We start from the raw sequence: 15435 nt of genomic DNA, 5'->3' as shown, positions 1-15435 counted from the left end.
CTCAATCGATCCGGTCCAGAAGGCCGATGCCGTTATCCTCCCCCCAGATCTCGGAGATGGCGACGGGAGAGCCTCGTTTCGAGCTTTCCAGCGCGGCAATGCCGCACAGCACCGACATGGCGCCCGCTCTGGAACCGGCGCGCTGGCGCAGTTCATCGTTGAGCCCCGGCTTCATCAGCATGTTGCGCAGCCGGTCGTCACCGCCATAATGACCGCCGGAAGAATGCGGCACCCATATGCGCTCTGCTGGCCCGAAATTGCGCATCACCACGATTTCATCGGCGGGCGGTTCCGTCCAGGGCTGTTTTTCATACTGACGCAGCTCAATGCGACCCTTATGCCCATTGAAGGCGATGTGATGGCCCTCGATCGGCATATAGGTGTTGAGCGAATAGGAGACGGTGACGCCGTTCTGATAGCGGACATTCGTCACCATCGTATCGGGAATGTCGATCTCCTCACGAAACACGCAGGCGTCGCGCACATAGCCGTCCAGTGCCGAAGGCTCTTCATAAAGTGCTTCGTAAAGCGGGTTTTCCCGCATATCGACATAATGGTCGCATTCCGCCTTGTGCGGACAGGTGCGACAGCGCGTTCCCCGGAAAGGCCCGTTCTTGCCGTAATGTTTGAGGTCGGCAAAGGCGGAAACCTGATCGGGATCGCTGTCGAGATACCAGTTCAACAGATCGAAATGATGGGTGGCCTTATGCACGAACAGGCTGCCGGAATGCTCTTTAAAGGCGTGCCAGCGGCGGAAATAATCCGCGCCATGGCTGGTATCGAGATACCAGTGGAAATCGACGGAGGTCACGTCACCGATCACGCCGGAATTGAGCAATTCCTTGATCCTGGCGGAAGTCGGAGCGAAGCGATAGTTGAAAGAGACGTCAAGTCGGCGCCCCGTGCGTTTTTCCGCCTCCAGAATGCGTTTGATCTTGGCGACCGTGGTGGTCATCGGCTTTTCGCTGATGACATCGGCGCCAGCCTCCATTGCCTTGACGATCAGCTCGTCATGGGTATCGTCGCGGGTGCAGACGATCACCAGTTCCGGCTTCACCTCCGCCATCATCTGGTCGAAATCGGTATAGATCGGCACCTGAACGCCGATATGGTCGCGCGACCGCTCCGCCCTTAACGGGTTGAGGTCGCAGAGTGCCACAAGGCCGACATAGTCGCTCCATCCTTCCAGAAGCGAACGTCCCCACATGGTGGTGGCGCGATGGCCCGTGCCCACAAGCGCAAAACGCCTGATCCTCCTCGTTGCCATGGATGTCTCCTCCCGCCATCAGCAACTGTTGTAACTGGTCGTCGCCGCAGCTACGAAAATCAACTCAAGATTGAATTTTAAAGAGAGAACCTATCCGTAGAACTGTTTCGGACGACGCAGGCACTACAAGCCGAAAGCATCGTTCTGTCAATTCCTCATGCAAGAATTTTTGAAAACCTTCTCTGTGTTCACACGCATTTTATAGGGTTAAGAGTGTGGAATATCGTCTTGTGAGAATAAATTCCGAGTGTCATATGGGCGTTAGCTTGGGTTTTGTGCGCTGCAAGCGAATTTGCTGCATATGCGACAAAAGTTTGATTTTTAACTGAATGCAGTGAGATGAAAATTATTTCATTAATTTTTCCCGAATCTCGGCCCATCTTATCTGTTTTGTCGCTTGACAGGGCGGCGTTTCCTAGACAACCTGAAACTGCGATGATGCTGTTGAGGGACGGTGTCTGGTAAGGTCTCATTCATGTCGATGAACGCATGCCGATAACACATATCGAGACTGGCTTTCCCGTTTGTTTTCAGTCGTCAGGAGGGATGGCTGAGGCGGGATCTATGAAAAGGGACAGCTTCAGCCTGTCCGTGCATGTCGTCTGAAATATGTGTCTGCTGTGACGGGATGATGAGACGCACGACTTGATTTGATCGTCTGCAAACTGGGGAGGAGACCAGAATGGCGATGATGACCGACAGGCGTGCCGTGTTGAAAAGCATGGCGGCTTCTCTTGTGTTCATGGGCATGGGACGCACTGCCGCGTCTGCCGCAACGAAAATGCGTTTTCTCTGGTGGGGTTCGAAAGAGCGTAACGACCGCAGCTACAAGGCGATGGCTGCCTATAAGGCGCTTCATCCCGATGTCTCCATCGAAGGCGAGGGCTTCGGCTGGGACAATTACTGGACCCGGCTTGCCACCCAGACGGCTGGCGGCAATGCGCCGGACATCATCCAGATGGATTATCGCTATCTCTTTGAATATGCCCGTCGCGGCACGTTGCTTGACCTCAATCCTTACATGGGCAAAAGCCTGAAAATCGAGGATTTCGGCGCCAGCAACATCGACCCCGGCAAGGTGAACGGTAAGCTTTACGGCGTCAATCTCGGGGTCAATTCCACCGCTTCCATGGTCAATATGGCTGCTTTCAAGGAAGCGGGGCTAGATGCGCCCCATACCGGCATCACCTGGGAGGATTATGGCGATGTCTGTGCCAAGCTGACGGCGGCGAAAAAACGCCGGGGCTTTTACGGCACGCAGGATGGCAGCGTCAGTGAAGGCATTCTCGAATGCTGGCTGCAGCAGCATGGCAAGCTGCTTTATACGGCAGATGGCAAGATCGGCTATAACGAGGCCGATATCACCGATTTCTTCAAATTCTGGGCGCATATGCGCCAGATCAAGGCCTGTCCGCCGGCCGATGTTCAGGCGCTGGACCAGCTGACGGTGGAAACCAATCTGCTGACCCTCAACAAGGTGGCGGTCGGCTTTGCCAATTCAAACCAGTTCATCGCCTTTCAGGGCGTGGTGAAGGAGCCGCTGGCACTGTCGGCCTATCCCGAAACCAAGGGCGGCAAGCCGGGGCAATATCTGAAGCCATCCATGCTGATTTCGGTGTCGGCCACCTCGGCCAACAAGGATGCGGCGGTCGATTTCATCAATTTTCTCGTCGAGGAAAAAGAAGGCGCCATGGCGCTCGGCATCGAGCGTGGCATTCCAGCTTCCAAGAAAATCCGCGATATGCTGACGCCCACACTGAGCGACGAGGGCAAGAAAATCCTGGCCTATATCGATGAACTGTCCAAGCATGTCTGCCCGCTGCCGCCGCCGCCGCCGAATGGTGCGGGCGAAAACCAGCTGACGCTGAAGCGGGTGGCGGAAGAGGTCGGTTTCGGTCGCCTCTCTCCCGAACAAGGCGCGGCCAAATTTGTCGATCAGGCCGCATCCAATCTGAAACGGGGTTGAACCCATGGCACCGCAGGCTTCAAGCATGGTTGGCGCGTCACGCGTCAACCAGACGGTTCCCTATGGCATCAGGACGCCGCGCTGGCGAAGCGCCCTTTCCCGCAATGGGCCGGGCTATCTCTTCCTGCTGCCCTGGTTTGTCGGCTTTCTTGGCCTCACGCTTGGTCCGGCATTGATCTCGCTCTGGCTGTCGCTGACCGATTACAACCTGCTGCAAGCGCCGAATTTCGTCGGCCTAGCCAATTATGTGCGCATCGCCACGGCGGATGGAAAATTCATCGCCTCCATGCAGGTAACCCTGCTTTACGTCATCCTGTCGGTGCCGCTGAAGCTGGTTTTCGCCCTGCTTGTGGCGCTGGCGCTCAATCGCGGCATTCGCGGTCTGCCGGTCTATCGGGCGATTTTCTATCTGCCGTCGCTTTTGGGCTCGAGCGTGGCGATTGCCGTGGTCTGGCGGCAATTGTTCGATGGCGATGGTCTTGTCAATGTCGCCTTGTGGAACCTCTTCGGCATCGAAGGGCCGAGCTGGATCTCCAACCCTGATTATTCGCTTTACACGCTGGTGGTGCTGGCGATCTGGCAGTTCGGTTCGCCGATGATCATCTTTCTGGCCGGGCTCCGTCAGATCCCGACCGATATGTATGAGGCGGCAAGCCTCGACGGGGCCTCGAAACTGCGCATGTTCTTCAAGATCACGCTGCCACTGTTGACACCGGTGATCTTCTTCAATGCGGTGGTGCAGACCATCGATGCCTTCAAGGCCTTCACGCCGGCCTATGTGATTTCCTCCGGCACGGGCGGACCGATCAATTCGACCCTGTTTTACACGCTCTATCTCTATCAGGAAGCCTTCGGCTTTTTCCGCATGGGCTATGCGGCGGCGCTGGCCTGGATTCTGGTGGTGATTATTGCGCTGTTCACCGCTTTCTCCTTCCTGTCCTCACGCTATTGGGTGCATTACGATGACTGATGCAAGCGTTTCCCTTGCCAGCGGACCGGATGGCGCAGCAAAACGTCATCCGCTCATGTCACTTGCCATCCATGCGGTGCTGATCGCCGTATCGCTACTGATGCTTTACCCGCTGCTGTGGATGATTTCCGGCTCGCTGAAGGATCAGAGCCAGATTTTCGGTCAGGCGGCACTTCTGCCGAAACATCTGGATTTCAGCGCCTATTGGCGCGGCTGGCATGGCACGCAGATCGGTTTCGGCACCTATTTCTGGAATTCCCTGGTGATTTCGGTGCTGTCGGTGATCGGCAATGTGTTTTCCTGCTCGCTGGCCGCTTACGCTTTTGCCCGCTTGCAGTTTAAGGGCCGGTCCTTCTGGTTTGCGCTGATGCTCGGCACCCTGATGCTGCCCTATCATGTCACGCTGATCCCGCAATATATCCTGTTTCTGAAGCTGGGATGGGTCAACACCATCCTGCCGCTGGTGGTGCCGAAATTCCTGGCGGTGGATGCCTTCTTCATCTTTCTGATGGTGCAGTTTTTCCGCGGCATTCCGCGTGAGCTGGATGAGGCGGCAATGATGGATGGATGCAGCCCCTGGCGCATCTACTGGCGGATCATGATGCCGCTGTCGCTGCCGGTTCTGGCCACGGCGGCCATCTTTACCTTCATCTGGACCTGGGACGATTTCTTCGGTCCGCTGATCTATCTGAGCGATACCAGTTCCTACACCGTGCAGCTCGGTCTGCGCTCCTTCGTCGATTCGACCGGCAGTTCCGACTGGAGCGGACTGTTTGCCATGTCCAGCCTGTCGCTCGTGCCGGTCTTCCTGATTTTCCTGTTCTTCCAGCGCCTTTTGATCAACGGCATCGCCACATCCGGTCTCAAGCGCTGAACATTATTCTAAGGAGTTATCCATGGACCCCATTCGTTTCGGCGTGATCGGCATCGATCATGACCATATCTTCGGTCAGGTCACCTTCATGCTGGAGGCGGGCGCCGAGCTTGCCGCCTTTCATGCCGCAGACAATGCGCTGACCGCAGAATTCATGCGCCGCTATCCTGAGGCAAAGCGGGTTGCCGATCCCTCCGGCATTCTGGAGGATGGCTCGATTGCGCTGGTGCTCTCCGCCGCCATTCCGGCAAAACGCGCTGGCATTGCCGTCACTGCCATGCGTCATGGCAAGGATGTGATGCTGGATAAGCCGGGTGCGACCAGCCTTGAACAACTGGCGGAACTGAGACAGGTGCAGGCCGAGACCGGGCGCATTCTCTCCATTCTCTATTCCGAGCATTTCGAGACCGCCTGCACCGTCAAGGCGGGCGAACTGGTCAAGGCCGGCGCCATTGGCGAGGTGATCCACACCACCGGGCTCGGGCCGCATCGCATCCGCAAACCGCAACGACCGGAGTGGTTTTTCGACCGCGCTTCCTATGGCGGCATTCTCACCGACATTGCCTCGCATCAATGCGAACAGTTTCTTTTCTTTACCGGGGCCGAGGATGCCGAAATCCTGTCGGCCACCGTTGCCAACCGCAACCATCCCGACAAGCCGGGTCTACAGGATTACGGCGATATTCATCTTACCACCGGGCGGGCCACCGGCTATATCCGCGTTGACTGGTATACGCCCGAGGGACTGCCGGTCTGGGGCGACGGGCGGCTCTTCATTCTCGGCACGGAAGGCACGATCGAACTGCGCAAATATATCGATGTCGAAGGCCGTCCCGGCAAGGATCATCTTTTCCTCACAGATAAAACCGGCACCCGCCACATCGATTGCAGCGCCGTGGAGCGGCCCTATGGGCGGCAATTGCTGGAGGATATCCGCAACCGCACCGAAACCGCCATGCCGCAGGCCCATTGCTTCAAGGCGATGGAGATTGCGCTGAAAGCTCAGGTCCTGGCTGAAAAAGCACTGGCTGCCAAAGCGGAATAAGGGAGAATTGCCATGTCGAAAATGATGAATGTCGCCCTTGTCGGGCTGGGCATCGGCCGCAGCCATATCACCGAAGGCTATGTCACCAATGCCGATCTCTTCCGGGTGAAGACGCTCTGCGATCTCAATGCCGAGCGGTTGCAGGCCGTGGGCGATGAATTTTCCATTGCCCATCGCACGACGGATTTCGACAGCGTGCTGGCCGATCCGCAGATCGATATCGTCGATCTTTGCACGCCACCCGGCACCCATTACGAGATGATCCTGAAAGCGCTGGATGCGGGCAAGCACGTCATCTGCGAAAAGCCGCTGGTCGGTTCGCTGGCGGCAATCGACCGGGTGATGGCGCGGGAAAAGACAGCCCAAGGCCGCCTGATGCCGATCTTCCAGTATCGTTACGGTGATGGCGCGCAAAAGGCGAAAAAAATCATCGAGGCAGGGCTGGCCGGCAAGCCCTATGTTGCCACCGCCGAGACCCATTGGCAGCGTCTGCCGGAATATTATGCCGTGCCGTGGCGCGGCAAATGGGCGACCGAGCTTGGCGGCGTGCTGATGACCCATGCCATCCATCTTAATGACATGCTGACCTATCTGATGGGGCCGATTGCGGCGATGTATTCGCGCATCGCCACCCGCGTCAACGCAATCGAGGTGGAGGATTGTGTCTCCATGAGCCTTGAAATGAAAAACGGCGCGCTGGCAACGATTTCCGCCACGCTCGGCTCGGTCGAGGAGATTTCCCGGCTTCGGCTCTGCTTTGAAAATGTCGTGTTCGAGAGCAATCATGAGGCCTATAATCCCGGCATCGATCCCTGGAAGATTTTGCCGACCACGCCGGAAACCGGCGAGAAGATTGCGGCGCTGCTGGAAAACTGGCAGCCGGTGCCGAACCGTTTTGGCGGCCAGTTCCGTGCTTTTCATCAGGCCCTGGTCACAGGCGGACCGCTGCCGGTGACGACGGCGGATGCGCGCGCCTCGCTGGAACTGATCACAGGCTGCTATTTCAGTTCGGACAATCGGCAGGAAGTGACCTTTCCGCTCAATGCCGACAATGCCTATTATCAGGGCTGGAGGCCGCAATGACGATCATGCCGGTCAAAGCGGAGGCGTTCAGGGAGGCGAGAACCATGGCAACAAGCGTAACGCTGCAAAAGGTGGTGAAGCGATATGGGGCGCTGGAGGTGATCCATGGGATCGATCTCGATATTACCCCCGGCGATTTCGTCGTCTTCGTCGGACCGTCAGGCTGTGGCAAATCCACGCTTCTCAGAATGATTGCCGGGCTGGAGCCGATCTCCGGCGGCAATCTTCTGCTCGATGGCCGGATGATGAATGATGTGCCCGCTTCAAAGCGCGGCATTGCCATGGTGTTCCAGTCCTACGCGCTTTATCCGCATATGTCTGTCTACAAGAACCTCGCTTTCGGACTAGAAACTGCCGGCATGAAGAAAAGCGAGATTGAGCCGCGCGTCATGCAGGCCGCCGAGGTGTTGCAGATCAAGCATCTGCTCGAGCGCAAGCCCAAGGCGCTCTCCGGCGGCCAGCGACAGCGGGTCGCCATTGGCCGCGCCATCGTGCGCGAGCCGAATATTTTCCTTTTCGATGAACCGCTTTCCAATCTCGATGCGGAATTGCGGGTGCAGATGCGGGTGGAAATCGCCCGGCTGCATAAAAGGCTAGGCAATACCATGATCTATGTAACGCATGATCAGGTGGAAGCCATGACCATGGCCGACACCATTGTCGTGCTGAATGGCGGCCATATCGAGCAGGTCGGCGCGCCGCTCGATCTCTATAACAATCCGCGCAATAAATTCGTCGCCGGTTTCATCGGTTCGCCACGGATGAACTTCATCGATGCGCGTGTGGCCCAATCGGGACTTGAGGTCAATGGCGAGACGGTCAGCCTGCCAAAGCCGATCACCGGGCTTACGGCGGGGCAGACCGTGAGTTTCGGCGCAAGACCGGAACATCTCAAGGTCAAAGGGCCAGGGGTGTCGCTCGGAAAGGCGCGGGTCGATCTGGTCGAACATCTCGGTGGCCAGACGATTTTGTACGTCTCGATGGCCGATGGTCAATCGCTAGCCATGGTGCTGGAGGATCAGCAGCCGGTGAAAAGCGGGGAGATGGTCGAGGTGCTGATCGACCCGGCCCGCTGCTATCTCTTTGACGACAAGGGCGTACGGCTACAGTGAGTTAACGGCATCCGACGTGATGCCGGATGCCGTTTTAAAGATCTGAAGCTTAACGTATCTCAGAAATCATTCAGTTTTTCAAAGCGGATAATGGCAGGCCACCTGCCGGTTGCCGCTCTGGCTGGAAAGCGTTGGCGCTTCGACCTTGCAGCGATCGGTGGCGATCGGGCAGCGGGTGTGGAAGCGGCAGCCGCTCGGTAGATTGGCTGGCGAGGGCAGGTCGCCTTGCAGGATGATACGCTCACGCCGATGTTTGGGATCGGTGCTGGGAACCGCCGAAAGAAGTGCCTTGGTATAGGGGTGGCTTGGACGATGGAAGACATCGTCGGTCGGTCCCAGTTCCACCACCGCACCGAGATACATCACCGCCGTGCGGGTTGCCATCTGCCGGACGACGCTGAGGTCATGGGCGATGAAGACATAGGTGAGGCCGAAGGTCTCCTGCAATTCGAGGAGAAGATTGACCACCTGCGCCTGGATCGACACATCAAGGGCTGAAACCGGCTCATCGGCAATGATCAGGTCGGGATTAAGCGCCAGCGCCCTGGCAATGCCGATGCGCTGGCGCTGACCGCCGGAAAATTCATGCGGATAGCGGTTCACATGTTCCGGCAGCAGGCCGACGACATTCATCAACTCGGCAACGCGCTCGGCGATTTCGGCCTTGCTGCCGCGATTGTGCACCACCATTGGCTCCGACAGGAGGTCGCCGATGCGGCGGCGCGGATTGAGCGAGGCATAGGGGTCCTGAAACACCATCTGGATGTGCTGGCGCATCGGGCGCAGCCGCGCATTGCTGTAGCGGGCAATATCCTGTCCCTTGAACAGGATTTCTCCCTTGGTCACGCTTTGCAGACGCGCCAGACAGCGGCCGAGCGAGGACTTGCCGCAGCCGGATTCGCCAACCAGCCCCAGCGTTTCGCCCGGCATGACCGAGAGGCTGACATTGTCCACGGCATGAATGGACTGACGAAATTGCGGCAGGATATGGTTGCCGACCTTATAGACCTTGGAAACGTTTTTCGCTTCAAGGATAGGGGTTTTGTCGATGACACTTGCGGTCATGGCGTTACCTCGCGAAAGCAGGCATAGGCATGGGGTGCGTTCGTCAGAACCGGTTTTGCGCTTATGCAGCGGTCATGAACGTAAGCGCAGCGTGGCGCGAAGGCGCAGCCCGGCGGCAGCCTGAGCAATGATGGCGGCGTGCCGCCGATCGAGGGAAGACGATGGAGCCGTTCGCCTTCCAGCGGCGGGATCGAGGTGAGCAGGCCCTGCGTATAAGGATGGCGCGGTGTATAGAGCAGCGCATCCTTTTCCCCGCTTTCAACGATACGGCCCGCATACATGACCACCACCCGGTCGGCGATTTCGGCAATCACGCCCATGTCGTGGGTGATCAGCACGATGGCCGAATTGAAATCCTCCCGGAGTTTCAACAGAAGGTCGAGAATCTGTGCCTGAACCGTGACATCAAGTGCTGTCGTCGGCTCGTCGGCCAGAATGATGGACGGGTTGCAGGAGAGCGCCATGGCAATCATCGCCCGCTGGCGCATGCCGCCGGACAGCTCATGCGGATAACGATCGACGGCCGCCTTCGGATTGGGAATGCCGACGGCAGCGAGAAGCTCGATGGCACGATCTCGGGCAGCTTTCTTGCTCAGTTTTTCATGCACACGGATCTGTTCGATGATCTGCGTGCCGACTGAATAGACCGGCGTCATCGCCGTCATCGGGTCCTGAAAGATCATGGCAATCTCACGGCCACGGATTGCGCGCATTTCGCCTTCGGAAAGACCGATCAGTTCACGGCCATTCAGCCGGATCGAGCCTTCCATGGTGACGCCACGCTTGCCGAGCAGACCGATGACGGAGAGCAAGGACACCGTTTTGCCGGAACCGCTTTCGCCAACGATACCGAAGACCTGACCGGCTTCGACGGTGAAGGAAACGCCATCGACGGCGCGAACGGGACCTGCTTCCGTCGAGAAAGTGACCGCCAGATTGCGGACATCGAGAAGGGGAGTGTCAGCGGCCATGGCGTGCCCTCGGATCAAGAATGGCATAGAGAATATCGACGACCGCATTGGAGACGACGATAAAGCAGGAGGCGTAGATCACCACCGCCATGATGGTGGGCAGATCGACTTCCAGAAGACCGTTATAGGTCAAACGTCCCACGCCCGGCAGGCCGAAGACAACCTCGGTCAAAAGCGCTCCGCCGCCGACGAGAGCGCCGAAATCGAGCCCGAACAGCGTGACGAAGGTGACCAGTGAGGTGCGCAGCGCATGGCGCAGCAACACAGCCGTTTCCGACAGGCCCTTGGCGCGGGCGGTGCGGATATAATCCTGCTGCATCGCCTCGATCAGGCTGGAGCGCAGCGTGCGCCCGTAAATGCCGATGAACATGACGGCCAGCGTGGTCGAGGGCAGGATCATGCCCTTGAACCAGAGGAAGGGGTCCTGCGTTATGGGCGTATAGCCCAGCGGCGGCACCCAGGAAAACATCCAGCTGTCATGAAAACGGCTCTGCGAAACCAGATTGACCAGTTCGCCCAGCCAGAAGACCGGCAGCGACACGCCGATCAGTGACAGCATCATCAACAGCCGGTCGAACACGGTGCCCTGAAAGGCGGCTGCCATCAGGCCGATCAGCGTCGATAGGCCAAGCCAGATGATGGCGGCCAGCACGACAAGCGACAGCGTGACCGGTGCTGCCTCCATGATTTCCGGCACGATCAGCGTGCCACGATTGGCAAAGCTCGACAGATCCTGCGTGATGAACAGCTTTTTCATGATGATGGCATATTGCACCGGCAGGGGCTTATCGAGACCGAAATCCTTGCGCACTTCGATCAGCGTTTCCGGGGATGCGTTGCGGCCTGCCATGCGGGCGGCGGGGTCGATGCCGGGGGTGGCGAAGAAGATCAAAAAGACGATAGCGCTGATACCGATCAGCACGAAAATCATCTCGCCGAAACGGCGGATCATATTGGAAAGCATGATTATTTTCTCCCGCCCTTGGCGCGCGGATCGAAGGCTTCCGAAACGCCGTCGCCGAAAATATTGAGGCTGAGAATGGTGGCGGCAATGCACATGCCTGGTGCGATCGACACCCAGGGACGGGTGTAAAGCAGGCTTTCGCCATCCTGAATGATCGTGCCCCAGCTGGCATCCGGCGACTGTACCCCGACTGACAGGAAGGAGAGCGCTGCTTCCGTCGACATGTTGAGAACCATCATCAGCGGCACGAAAACGATCAGCGTCGGCAGGATGTTCGGCAGGATGTCGCGATAGAGAATGCGCCATGGCGGCACACCGAGACCGACGGCGGCGGTGACGAATTCGGCATTTTTCAGCGTGATCACCTGGCCGCGGATCGGACGGGCCACGTAAGGCACATAGACGATGGCGATGATGAGGATCGGCAGCGCCAGACTGCCGGAGGTGAGGTGGATCGGGCCTATGGTCAGCCCCTGGATCAGCACGATGGAGAGCGAGATGGCCAGAAGATAGACCGGAAAGGCCCAGAGAATATCCATCAGCCGCGACAGCACCGAATCCGTCCAGCCACCGAGAAAGCCTGCGGCCAGGCCGACGATGGTAGCCATGATCAGACAGAGCACGGTGGAAATGCTGGCGATCATCAGACTGTTTCTGCCGCCATAGAGCAGCCTTGCAAAAACATCGCGGCCCTGCGTGTCAGCGCCGAGGAAATAGGTGGAAAAATCCCAGGTCGGACCGATCGGGGTGACGCCGAGGCCAAGCCCTTCGGTGTTCGGCTGCATGACCTGCAGATCCTGACCATCGACATGGATGGTGCCGTCGATATTCGAGTTGAACGCATCGACATGCGCAATCGAATGGGCATAGACCGGCGCCAGAAGACAGGCGATGACGATGAGGATGAAGAAGCCCAGTCCGATAATGGCGGAGCGGTTGCGCGACAGCCGGCGGAATGCCGTAGCCCAGGGGCCATTGCCGTTTGATGCCACGGCGGCCTTCGGTGGCGCTGTGGGAAGAACGTCGGATGTGGTCATGAAGATACCGCGAAAAATGACGATGCCTTGCAAAAGGCCGCGCAGTCGAAATGCGCATCATCGCCTGAAAACAGAAGTCCCGCCTGCTGGCCTGAAAGCCGAACAGGCGGGGGACGTTTGCTTTTGATCTTACTTCACGCTCGCCAGAGTGGGCATGAACAGATAGACCGGATTGAAGATGTAATTGCCGACATTCTTGCCGACAAATTCCACCTTCTTCGGGTTGAAGAAGGAAACCAACGGTGCCTTGTCGACCACAGCCTTATCGACAGCAGCCCATTGTTTCATCGCGGCTGCATTGTCGGTCAGCTGGGTCTTCATGGCTGCGTCCATCTGGGCGTCGATGCCCTTGTCGCAGAAACCGGCAATGTTCGGCGAAGAATCAGAACCCGGATGGAAGCTGGAGCAGCTGTACAGAATCTGCAGGAAGTCGGCAGGAGCCGGATAGTCCTGGAACCAGTCGCTGAGCGAGATCTGGGCCTTGTTGTTGGAGTTGTTGATATAGGTGTATTCGATGGAATGAGCGAGCGGCTTGATGCTGGCGTCGAAGCCAAGCTCGTTCAGAACGCTTTGGATATAGGCGCCCATATTCTTCCAGCCGGTCTTGTCTTCGGTGATGACCGTGACCTTCATGCCCGGCTTGATGCCGGATTCCTTGATGAGTTCCTTGGCCTTGGCCATATTCGGCTTGAAGTTTTTGCCGCTGGCATAGGGGCAATAGTCTTCATGGCCGGGGAAGTTCAGCGGCAGAACCTGGCAGGTCGGCACAGCAAGCTGCGGGCCACCCCAGATCTTCACCAGAGCATTGCGGTCGACGGCATAGTTCAGCGCCTGACGGACCTTTTCATTGTTGAACGGTGCGATATTGACGTTCAAGGCTGCATAATAGAAGGCTGCCAGCGGTTCCAGATGGATCTGCTTGGCGTTCTTGCTGGCCACTTCGGCCAGACGGTCGGCCGGAATGTCGTCAAACATCCAGTCGGCCTGACCGTTCTGAACGGCGGTGACCTGGGCTTCGTCGGTCATACCGAATTTGTAATCGAGTTCGTCGATATACCCGTCCGGCTGGGCGTCTTTGCTCCAGACCTTGAAATAGGGGTTGCGAACCAGCTTGAGGCCGGTGTTCGGATCGTAATCCTTGATCACATAGGGGCCGGTGCCGGGGATCGGCGTATTGCCAGCATCCTTGGAGGGGGCGTCAGCGGGCAGGATCGATGCGTGCGGCAGCGAGAGCTTGTCGTAGAAGTCGGAATCGGCTGCTGTCAGATGAATGGTGATCTTGTTGGTGGCCGGATCGACAACGACGCCCTTGTCGAGATTGCAGGTCGCAGGCGTTTTCAGACAGGCGTCAGCACCGACGATGCCGCCGTAGAAGCTGCCGGCCGTCGGGCTCAGCACCTTGAAGATGCGCTCGAAGGAGGCTTTCACATCGGCAACGGTAACGTCCTTGCCGTTCGAGAACTTGATACCCTTGCGCAGGGTGAAGGTCAGCGTCTTGCCATCGTCAGATACGGTGGGCATGGCTTCGGCGAGATCGGGAACGATCGTTGCGCCATCCTTGCCACTGACCTTCTTGAAGGACAGAAGCCCGTCATAGACCGAGGCGAAGAGCTCCCAGTATTCCTGCTGATAGTTGACAAGCGGGTCGATGGTGCCGGCAGATGCCGATGCAATCGCCCGGAAAACCCCTCCGCGATGGGGCTCGGCGGCCTGAACGGCCGTGGTTGCGGTCAAAGCCGCCAGAGACAGCGAAACAAGTCCGAGACCCATTAGTTTACGCATACGCATTCATATTGCCCTTCGTAGATCAAGCATCCTAGTCTGGACGTAAGAAACGGCAACCAAATCGACTTTCCAAGGTTATCCAAGGAAACGCAACCGGAAGTATTTTTACGAAGCCAGCATTTACTGCGGATGCAGTTATCCCCATTTATACTTAGTCGACGTGTTCACCATTTGAGTGATGCCGCCCCAGAAGAAGACAAGAACTTTGTATATGTTTGCTTGACCGATCTTTTTGCCGGTTCTAAACATAGCCCATTGAATATCTTCTCATTTAACGAGGCTATGCGATGGCAGAGATGTTGTCAAACACGCAAGGATATGCACCGTTCGGTGCTTATCAACTCTGGTATAAGGTGACAGGTGACCTTGGTGCAGCGAAGGCACCGCTTGTCGTCCTGCATGGCGGACCGGGCTGCACCCATGATTATGTCGACAGTTTCAAAGAGCTTGCCGCAAGCGGACGCGCGGTTGTGCACTTCGATCAACTCGGCAGCGGGCGCTCGACACATCTGCCCGAAAAGGGGCCGGATTTCTGGACGGTGCAGCTGTTTCTCGATCAGGTCGATGCACTGCTTGCTCATCTCGGTATTGCCGATCGCTATCATGTTCTCGGCCAGTCCTGGGGCGGTATGCTGGGGTCGGAACATGCGGTGCGAAAGCCGCGCGGTCTGAAGTCTCTCATCCTTGCCAATTCGCTGGCAGCCATGTCGCTCTGGATTGAAGGGGCGGCGCAATTGCGTGAAGAAATGCCAGAAAAACAAAGAGATGCCTTGATCCGTTATGAAGCTCTTGGGGACTATTCCAACCCGGAATACAAGGCTGCGGAGCGTGCTTTCTATGATCGGCATGTCTGTCGTATCCCCTGGCCGGAAGAGGTGGCGCGCACTTTCGCCGCCATGGAAGAGGACTCGACCGTCTATCGCAACATGAACGGACCGAATGAGTTTCATGTGATCGGCACCATGAAGGACTGGTCGATCATCGACCGGCTTGCTGCGATCGATGTGCCGACATTTGTTTTTCGTGGCGAATACGATGAGGCAACTCAAGCGTGTATTCAGCCTTTTATCGACCACATTCCCGATGTTCGCTGGACGGTCTTTGCCAATGCCAGCCACATGCCGCATGTCGAGGTCAAGGAGGAGTGCCTTGGTGCCGTTCAGGCCTTTCTGGATGAGGTCGATCCGGGTTGATCGGGCATTTTCATCCCGCCGCTTTCACTCGGATTTGAAGCGGTTATCCGAATACAAATTTTAGTGATGATTCCCTTCTCCTCGCAAGCGGGCTTGCGTTTTG

13 protein-coding genes are annotated in these 15435 nt (G+C 57.5%); 7 read left to right on the top strand and 6 right to left on the bottom strand.

The window, feature by feature from the left end; translation table 11 throughout:
* Position 1: 1 nt before the first annotated feature.
* Entirely contained in the window at positions 2-1267 is a 1266-nt protein-coding gene (locus NAC44_RS12510) for a Gfo/Idh/MocA family protein (RefSeq protein WP_250941211.1), read from the bottom strand.
* Between the two features lie 682 nt (positions 1268-1949).
* On the opposite strand from NAC44_RS12510, the gene NAC44_RS12505 reads away from it, so the two are divergent.
* Genes NAC44_RS12505 through NAC44_RS12480 form a run of 6 tightly spaced genes read left to right on the top strand, consistent with a single transcriptional unit; the run spans position 1950 to position 8317 of the window.
* Positions 1950-3233 carry an ABC transporter substrate-binding protein gene (locus NAC44_RS12505; protein ID WP_250941210.1) on the top strand — a complete coding sequence of 428 codons (1284 nt, stop codon included), beginning with the start codon at positions 1950-1952 and terminating at the stop codon, positions 3231-3233.
* Between the two features lie 4 nt (positions 3234-3237).
* Positions 3238-4203 (top strand): carbohydrate ABC transporter permease, encoded by a 966-nt coding sequence (locus NAC44_RS12500; RefSeq protein WP_250941209.1) that lies wholly within the window; start codon positions 3238-3240, stop codon positions 4201-4203.
* Positions 4196-5077, top strand: coding sequence for a carbohydrate ABC transporter permease (locus tag NAC44_RS12495; RefSeq protein WP_250941208.1), 882 nt, complete (start codon positions 4196-4198; stop codon positions 5075-5077). Before NAC44_RS12500 ends, NAC44_RS12495 begins: the two co-directional genes overlap by 8 nt.
* Positions 5078-5099: 22 nt before the next feature.
* Positions 5100-6122: a Gfo/Idh/MocA family protein gene (locus NAC44_RS12490; protein ID WP_250941206.1), complete on the top strand. Its 1023-nt coding sequence runs from the start codon at positions 5100-5102 to the stop codon at positions 6120-6122.
* A gap of 12 nt (positions 6123-6134) precedes the next feature.
* Positions 6135-7205: a Gfo/Idh/MocA family protein gene (locus NAC44_RS12485; protein WP_250941204.1), complete on the top strand. Its 1071-nt coding sequence runs from the start codon at positions 6135-6137 to the stop codon at positions 7203-7205.
* A 44-nt stretch (positions 7206-7249) separates the two neighbouring features.
* Positions 7250-8317 carry an ABC transporter ATP-binding protein gene (locus NAC44_RS12480; protein ID WP_250941202.1) on the top strand — a complete coding sequence of 356 codons (1068 nt, stop codon included), beginning with the start codon at positions 7250-7252 and terminating at the stop codon, positions 8315-8317.
* 78 nt (positions 8318-8395) lie between these two features.
* Here NAC44_RS12480 and NAC44_RS12475 read toward each other — a convergent pair whose 3' ends face one another.
* From NAC44_RS12475 to NAC44_RS12455, 5 genes are all read right to left on the bottom strand, one after another.
* Entirely contained in the window at positions 8396-9382 is a 987-nt protein-coding gene (locus NAC44_RS12475) for an ABC transporter ATP-binding protein (RefSeq protein WP_250941201.1), read from the bottom strand.
* Positions 9379-10353 (bottom strand): ABC transporter ATP-binding protein, encoded by a 975-nt coding sequence (locus NAC44_RS12470; protein ID WP_250941199.1) that lies wholly within the window; start codon positions 10351-10353, stop codon positions 9379-9381. The genes NAC44_RS12475 and NAC44_RS12470 overlap by 4 nt, the downstream gene beginning before the upstream one ends.
* On the bottom strand, positions 10343-11317 hold the full coding sequence (locus NAC44_RS12465; protein WP_250941197.1) for an ABC transporter permease: 975 nt from the start codon (positions 11315-11317) through the stop codon (positions 10343-10345). The genes NAC44_RS12470 and NAC44_RS12465 overlap by 11 nt, the downstream gene beginning before the upstream one ends.
* 2 nt (positions 11318-11319) lie before the next feature.
* The gene (locus NAC44_RS12460) at positions 11320-12354 is read right to left on the bottom strand and encodes an ABC transporter permease (RefSeq protein WP_250941195.1); all 1035 of its coding nucleotides are present in this window, start codon (positions 12352-12354) and stop codon (positions 11320-11322) included.
* A gap of 129 nt (positions 12355-12483) precedes the next feature.
* On the bottom strand, positions 12484-14136 hold the full coding sequence (locus NAC44_RS12455; RefSeq protein WP_250941193.1) for an ABC transporter substrate-binding protein: 1653 nt from the start codon (positions 14134-14136) through the stop codon (positions 12484-12486).
* Positions 14137-14426: 290 nt separating this feature from the next.
* Between NAC44_RS12455 and NAC44_RS12450 the strand changes: the two genes are divergently transcribed.
* Positions 14427-15332, top strand: coding sequence for a proline iminopeptidase-family hydrolase (locus tag NAC44_RS12450; protein WP_250941191.1), 906 nt, complete (start codon positions 14427-14429; stop codon positions 15330-15332).
* Positions 15333-15435: the final 103 nt, after the last annotated feature.

The organism is Allorhizobium sonneratiae (assembly GCF_023700755.1).
Taxonomy (GTDB): Bacteria; Pseudomonadota; Alphaproteobacteria; order Rhizobiales; family Rhizobiaceae; genus Allorhizobium; species Allorhizobium sonneratiae.
This window is presented reverse-complemented; position numbering and strand designations above follow the sequence as displayed.

Coding starts and splice junctions, on each gene's coding strand:
- NAC44_RS12510 (WP_250941211.1), bottom strand. CDS start 1,267: ATGGCAACGAGGAGGATCAGGCGTTTTGCGCTTGTGGGCACGGGCCAT.
- NAC44_RS12505 (WP_250941210.1), top strand. CDS start 1,950: ATGGCGATGATGACCGACAGGCGTGCCGTGTTGAAAAGCATGGCGGCT.
- NAC44_RS12500 (WP_250941209.1), top strand. CDS start 3,238: ATGGCACCGCAGGCTTCAAGCATGGTTGGCGCGTCACGCGTCAACCAG.
- NAC44_RS12495 (WP_250941208.1), top strand. CDS start 4,196: ATGACTGATGCAAGCGTTTCCCTTGCCAGCGGACCGGATGGCGCAGCA.
- NAC44_RS12490 (WP_250941206.1), top strand. CDS start 5,100: ATGGACCCCATTCGTTTCGGCGTGATCGGCATCGATCATGACCATATC.
- NAC44_RS12485 (WP_250941204.1), top strand. CDS start 6,135: ATGTCGAAAATGATGAATGTCGCCCTTGTCGGGCTGGGCATCGGCCGC.
- NAC44_RS12480 (WP_250941202.1), top strand. CDS start 7,250: ATGGCAACAAGCGTAACGCTGCAAAAGGTGGTGAAGCGATATGGGGCG.
- NAC44_RS12475 (WP_250941201.1), bottom strand. CDS start 9,382: ATGACCGCAAGTGTCATCGACAAAACCCCTATCCTTGAAGCGAAAAAC.
- NAC44_RS12470 (WP_250941199.1), bottom strand. CDS start 10,353: ATGGCCGCTGACACTCCCCTTCTCGATGTCCGCAATCTGGCGGTCACT.
- NAC44_RS12465 (WP_250941197.1), bottom strand. CDS start 11,317: ATGCTTTCCAATATGATCCGCCGTTTCGGCGAGATGATTTTCGTGCTG.
- NAC44_RS12460 (WP_250941195.1), bottom strand. CDS start 12,354: ATGACCACATCCGACGTTCTTCCCACAGCGCCACCGAAGGCCGCCGTG.
- NAC44_RS12455 (WP_250941193.1), bottom strand. CDS start 14,136: ATGCGTAAACTAATGGGTCTCGGACTTGTTTCGCTGTCTCTGGCGGCT.
- NAC44_RS12450 (WP_250941191.1), top strand. CDS start 14,427: ATGGCAGAGATGTTGTCAAACACGCAAGGATATGCACCGTTCGGTGCT.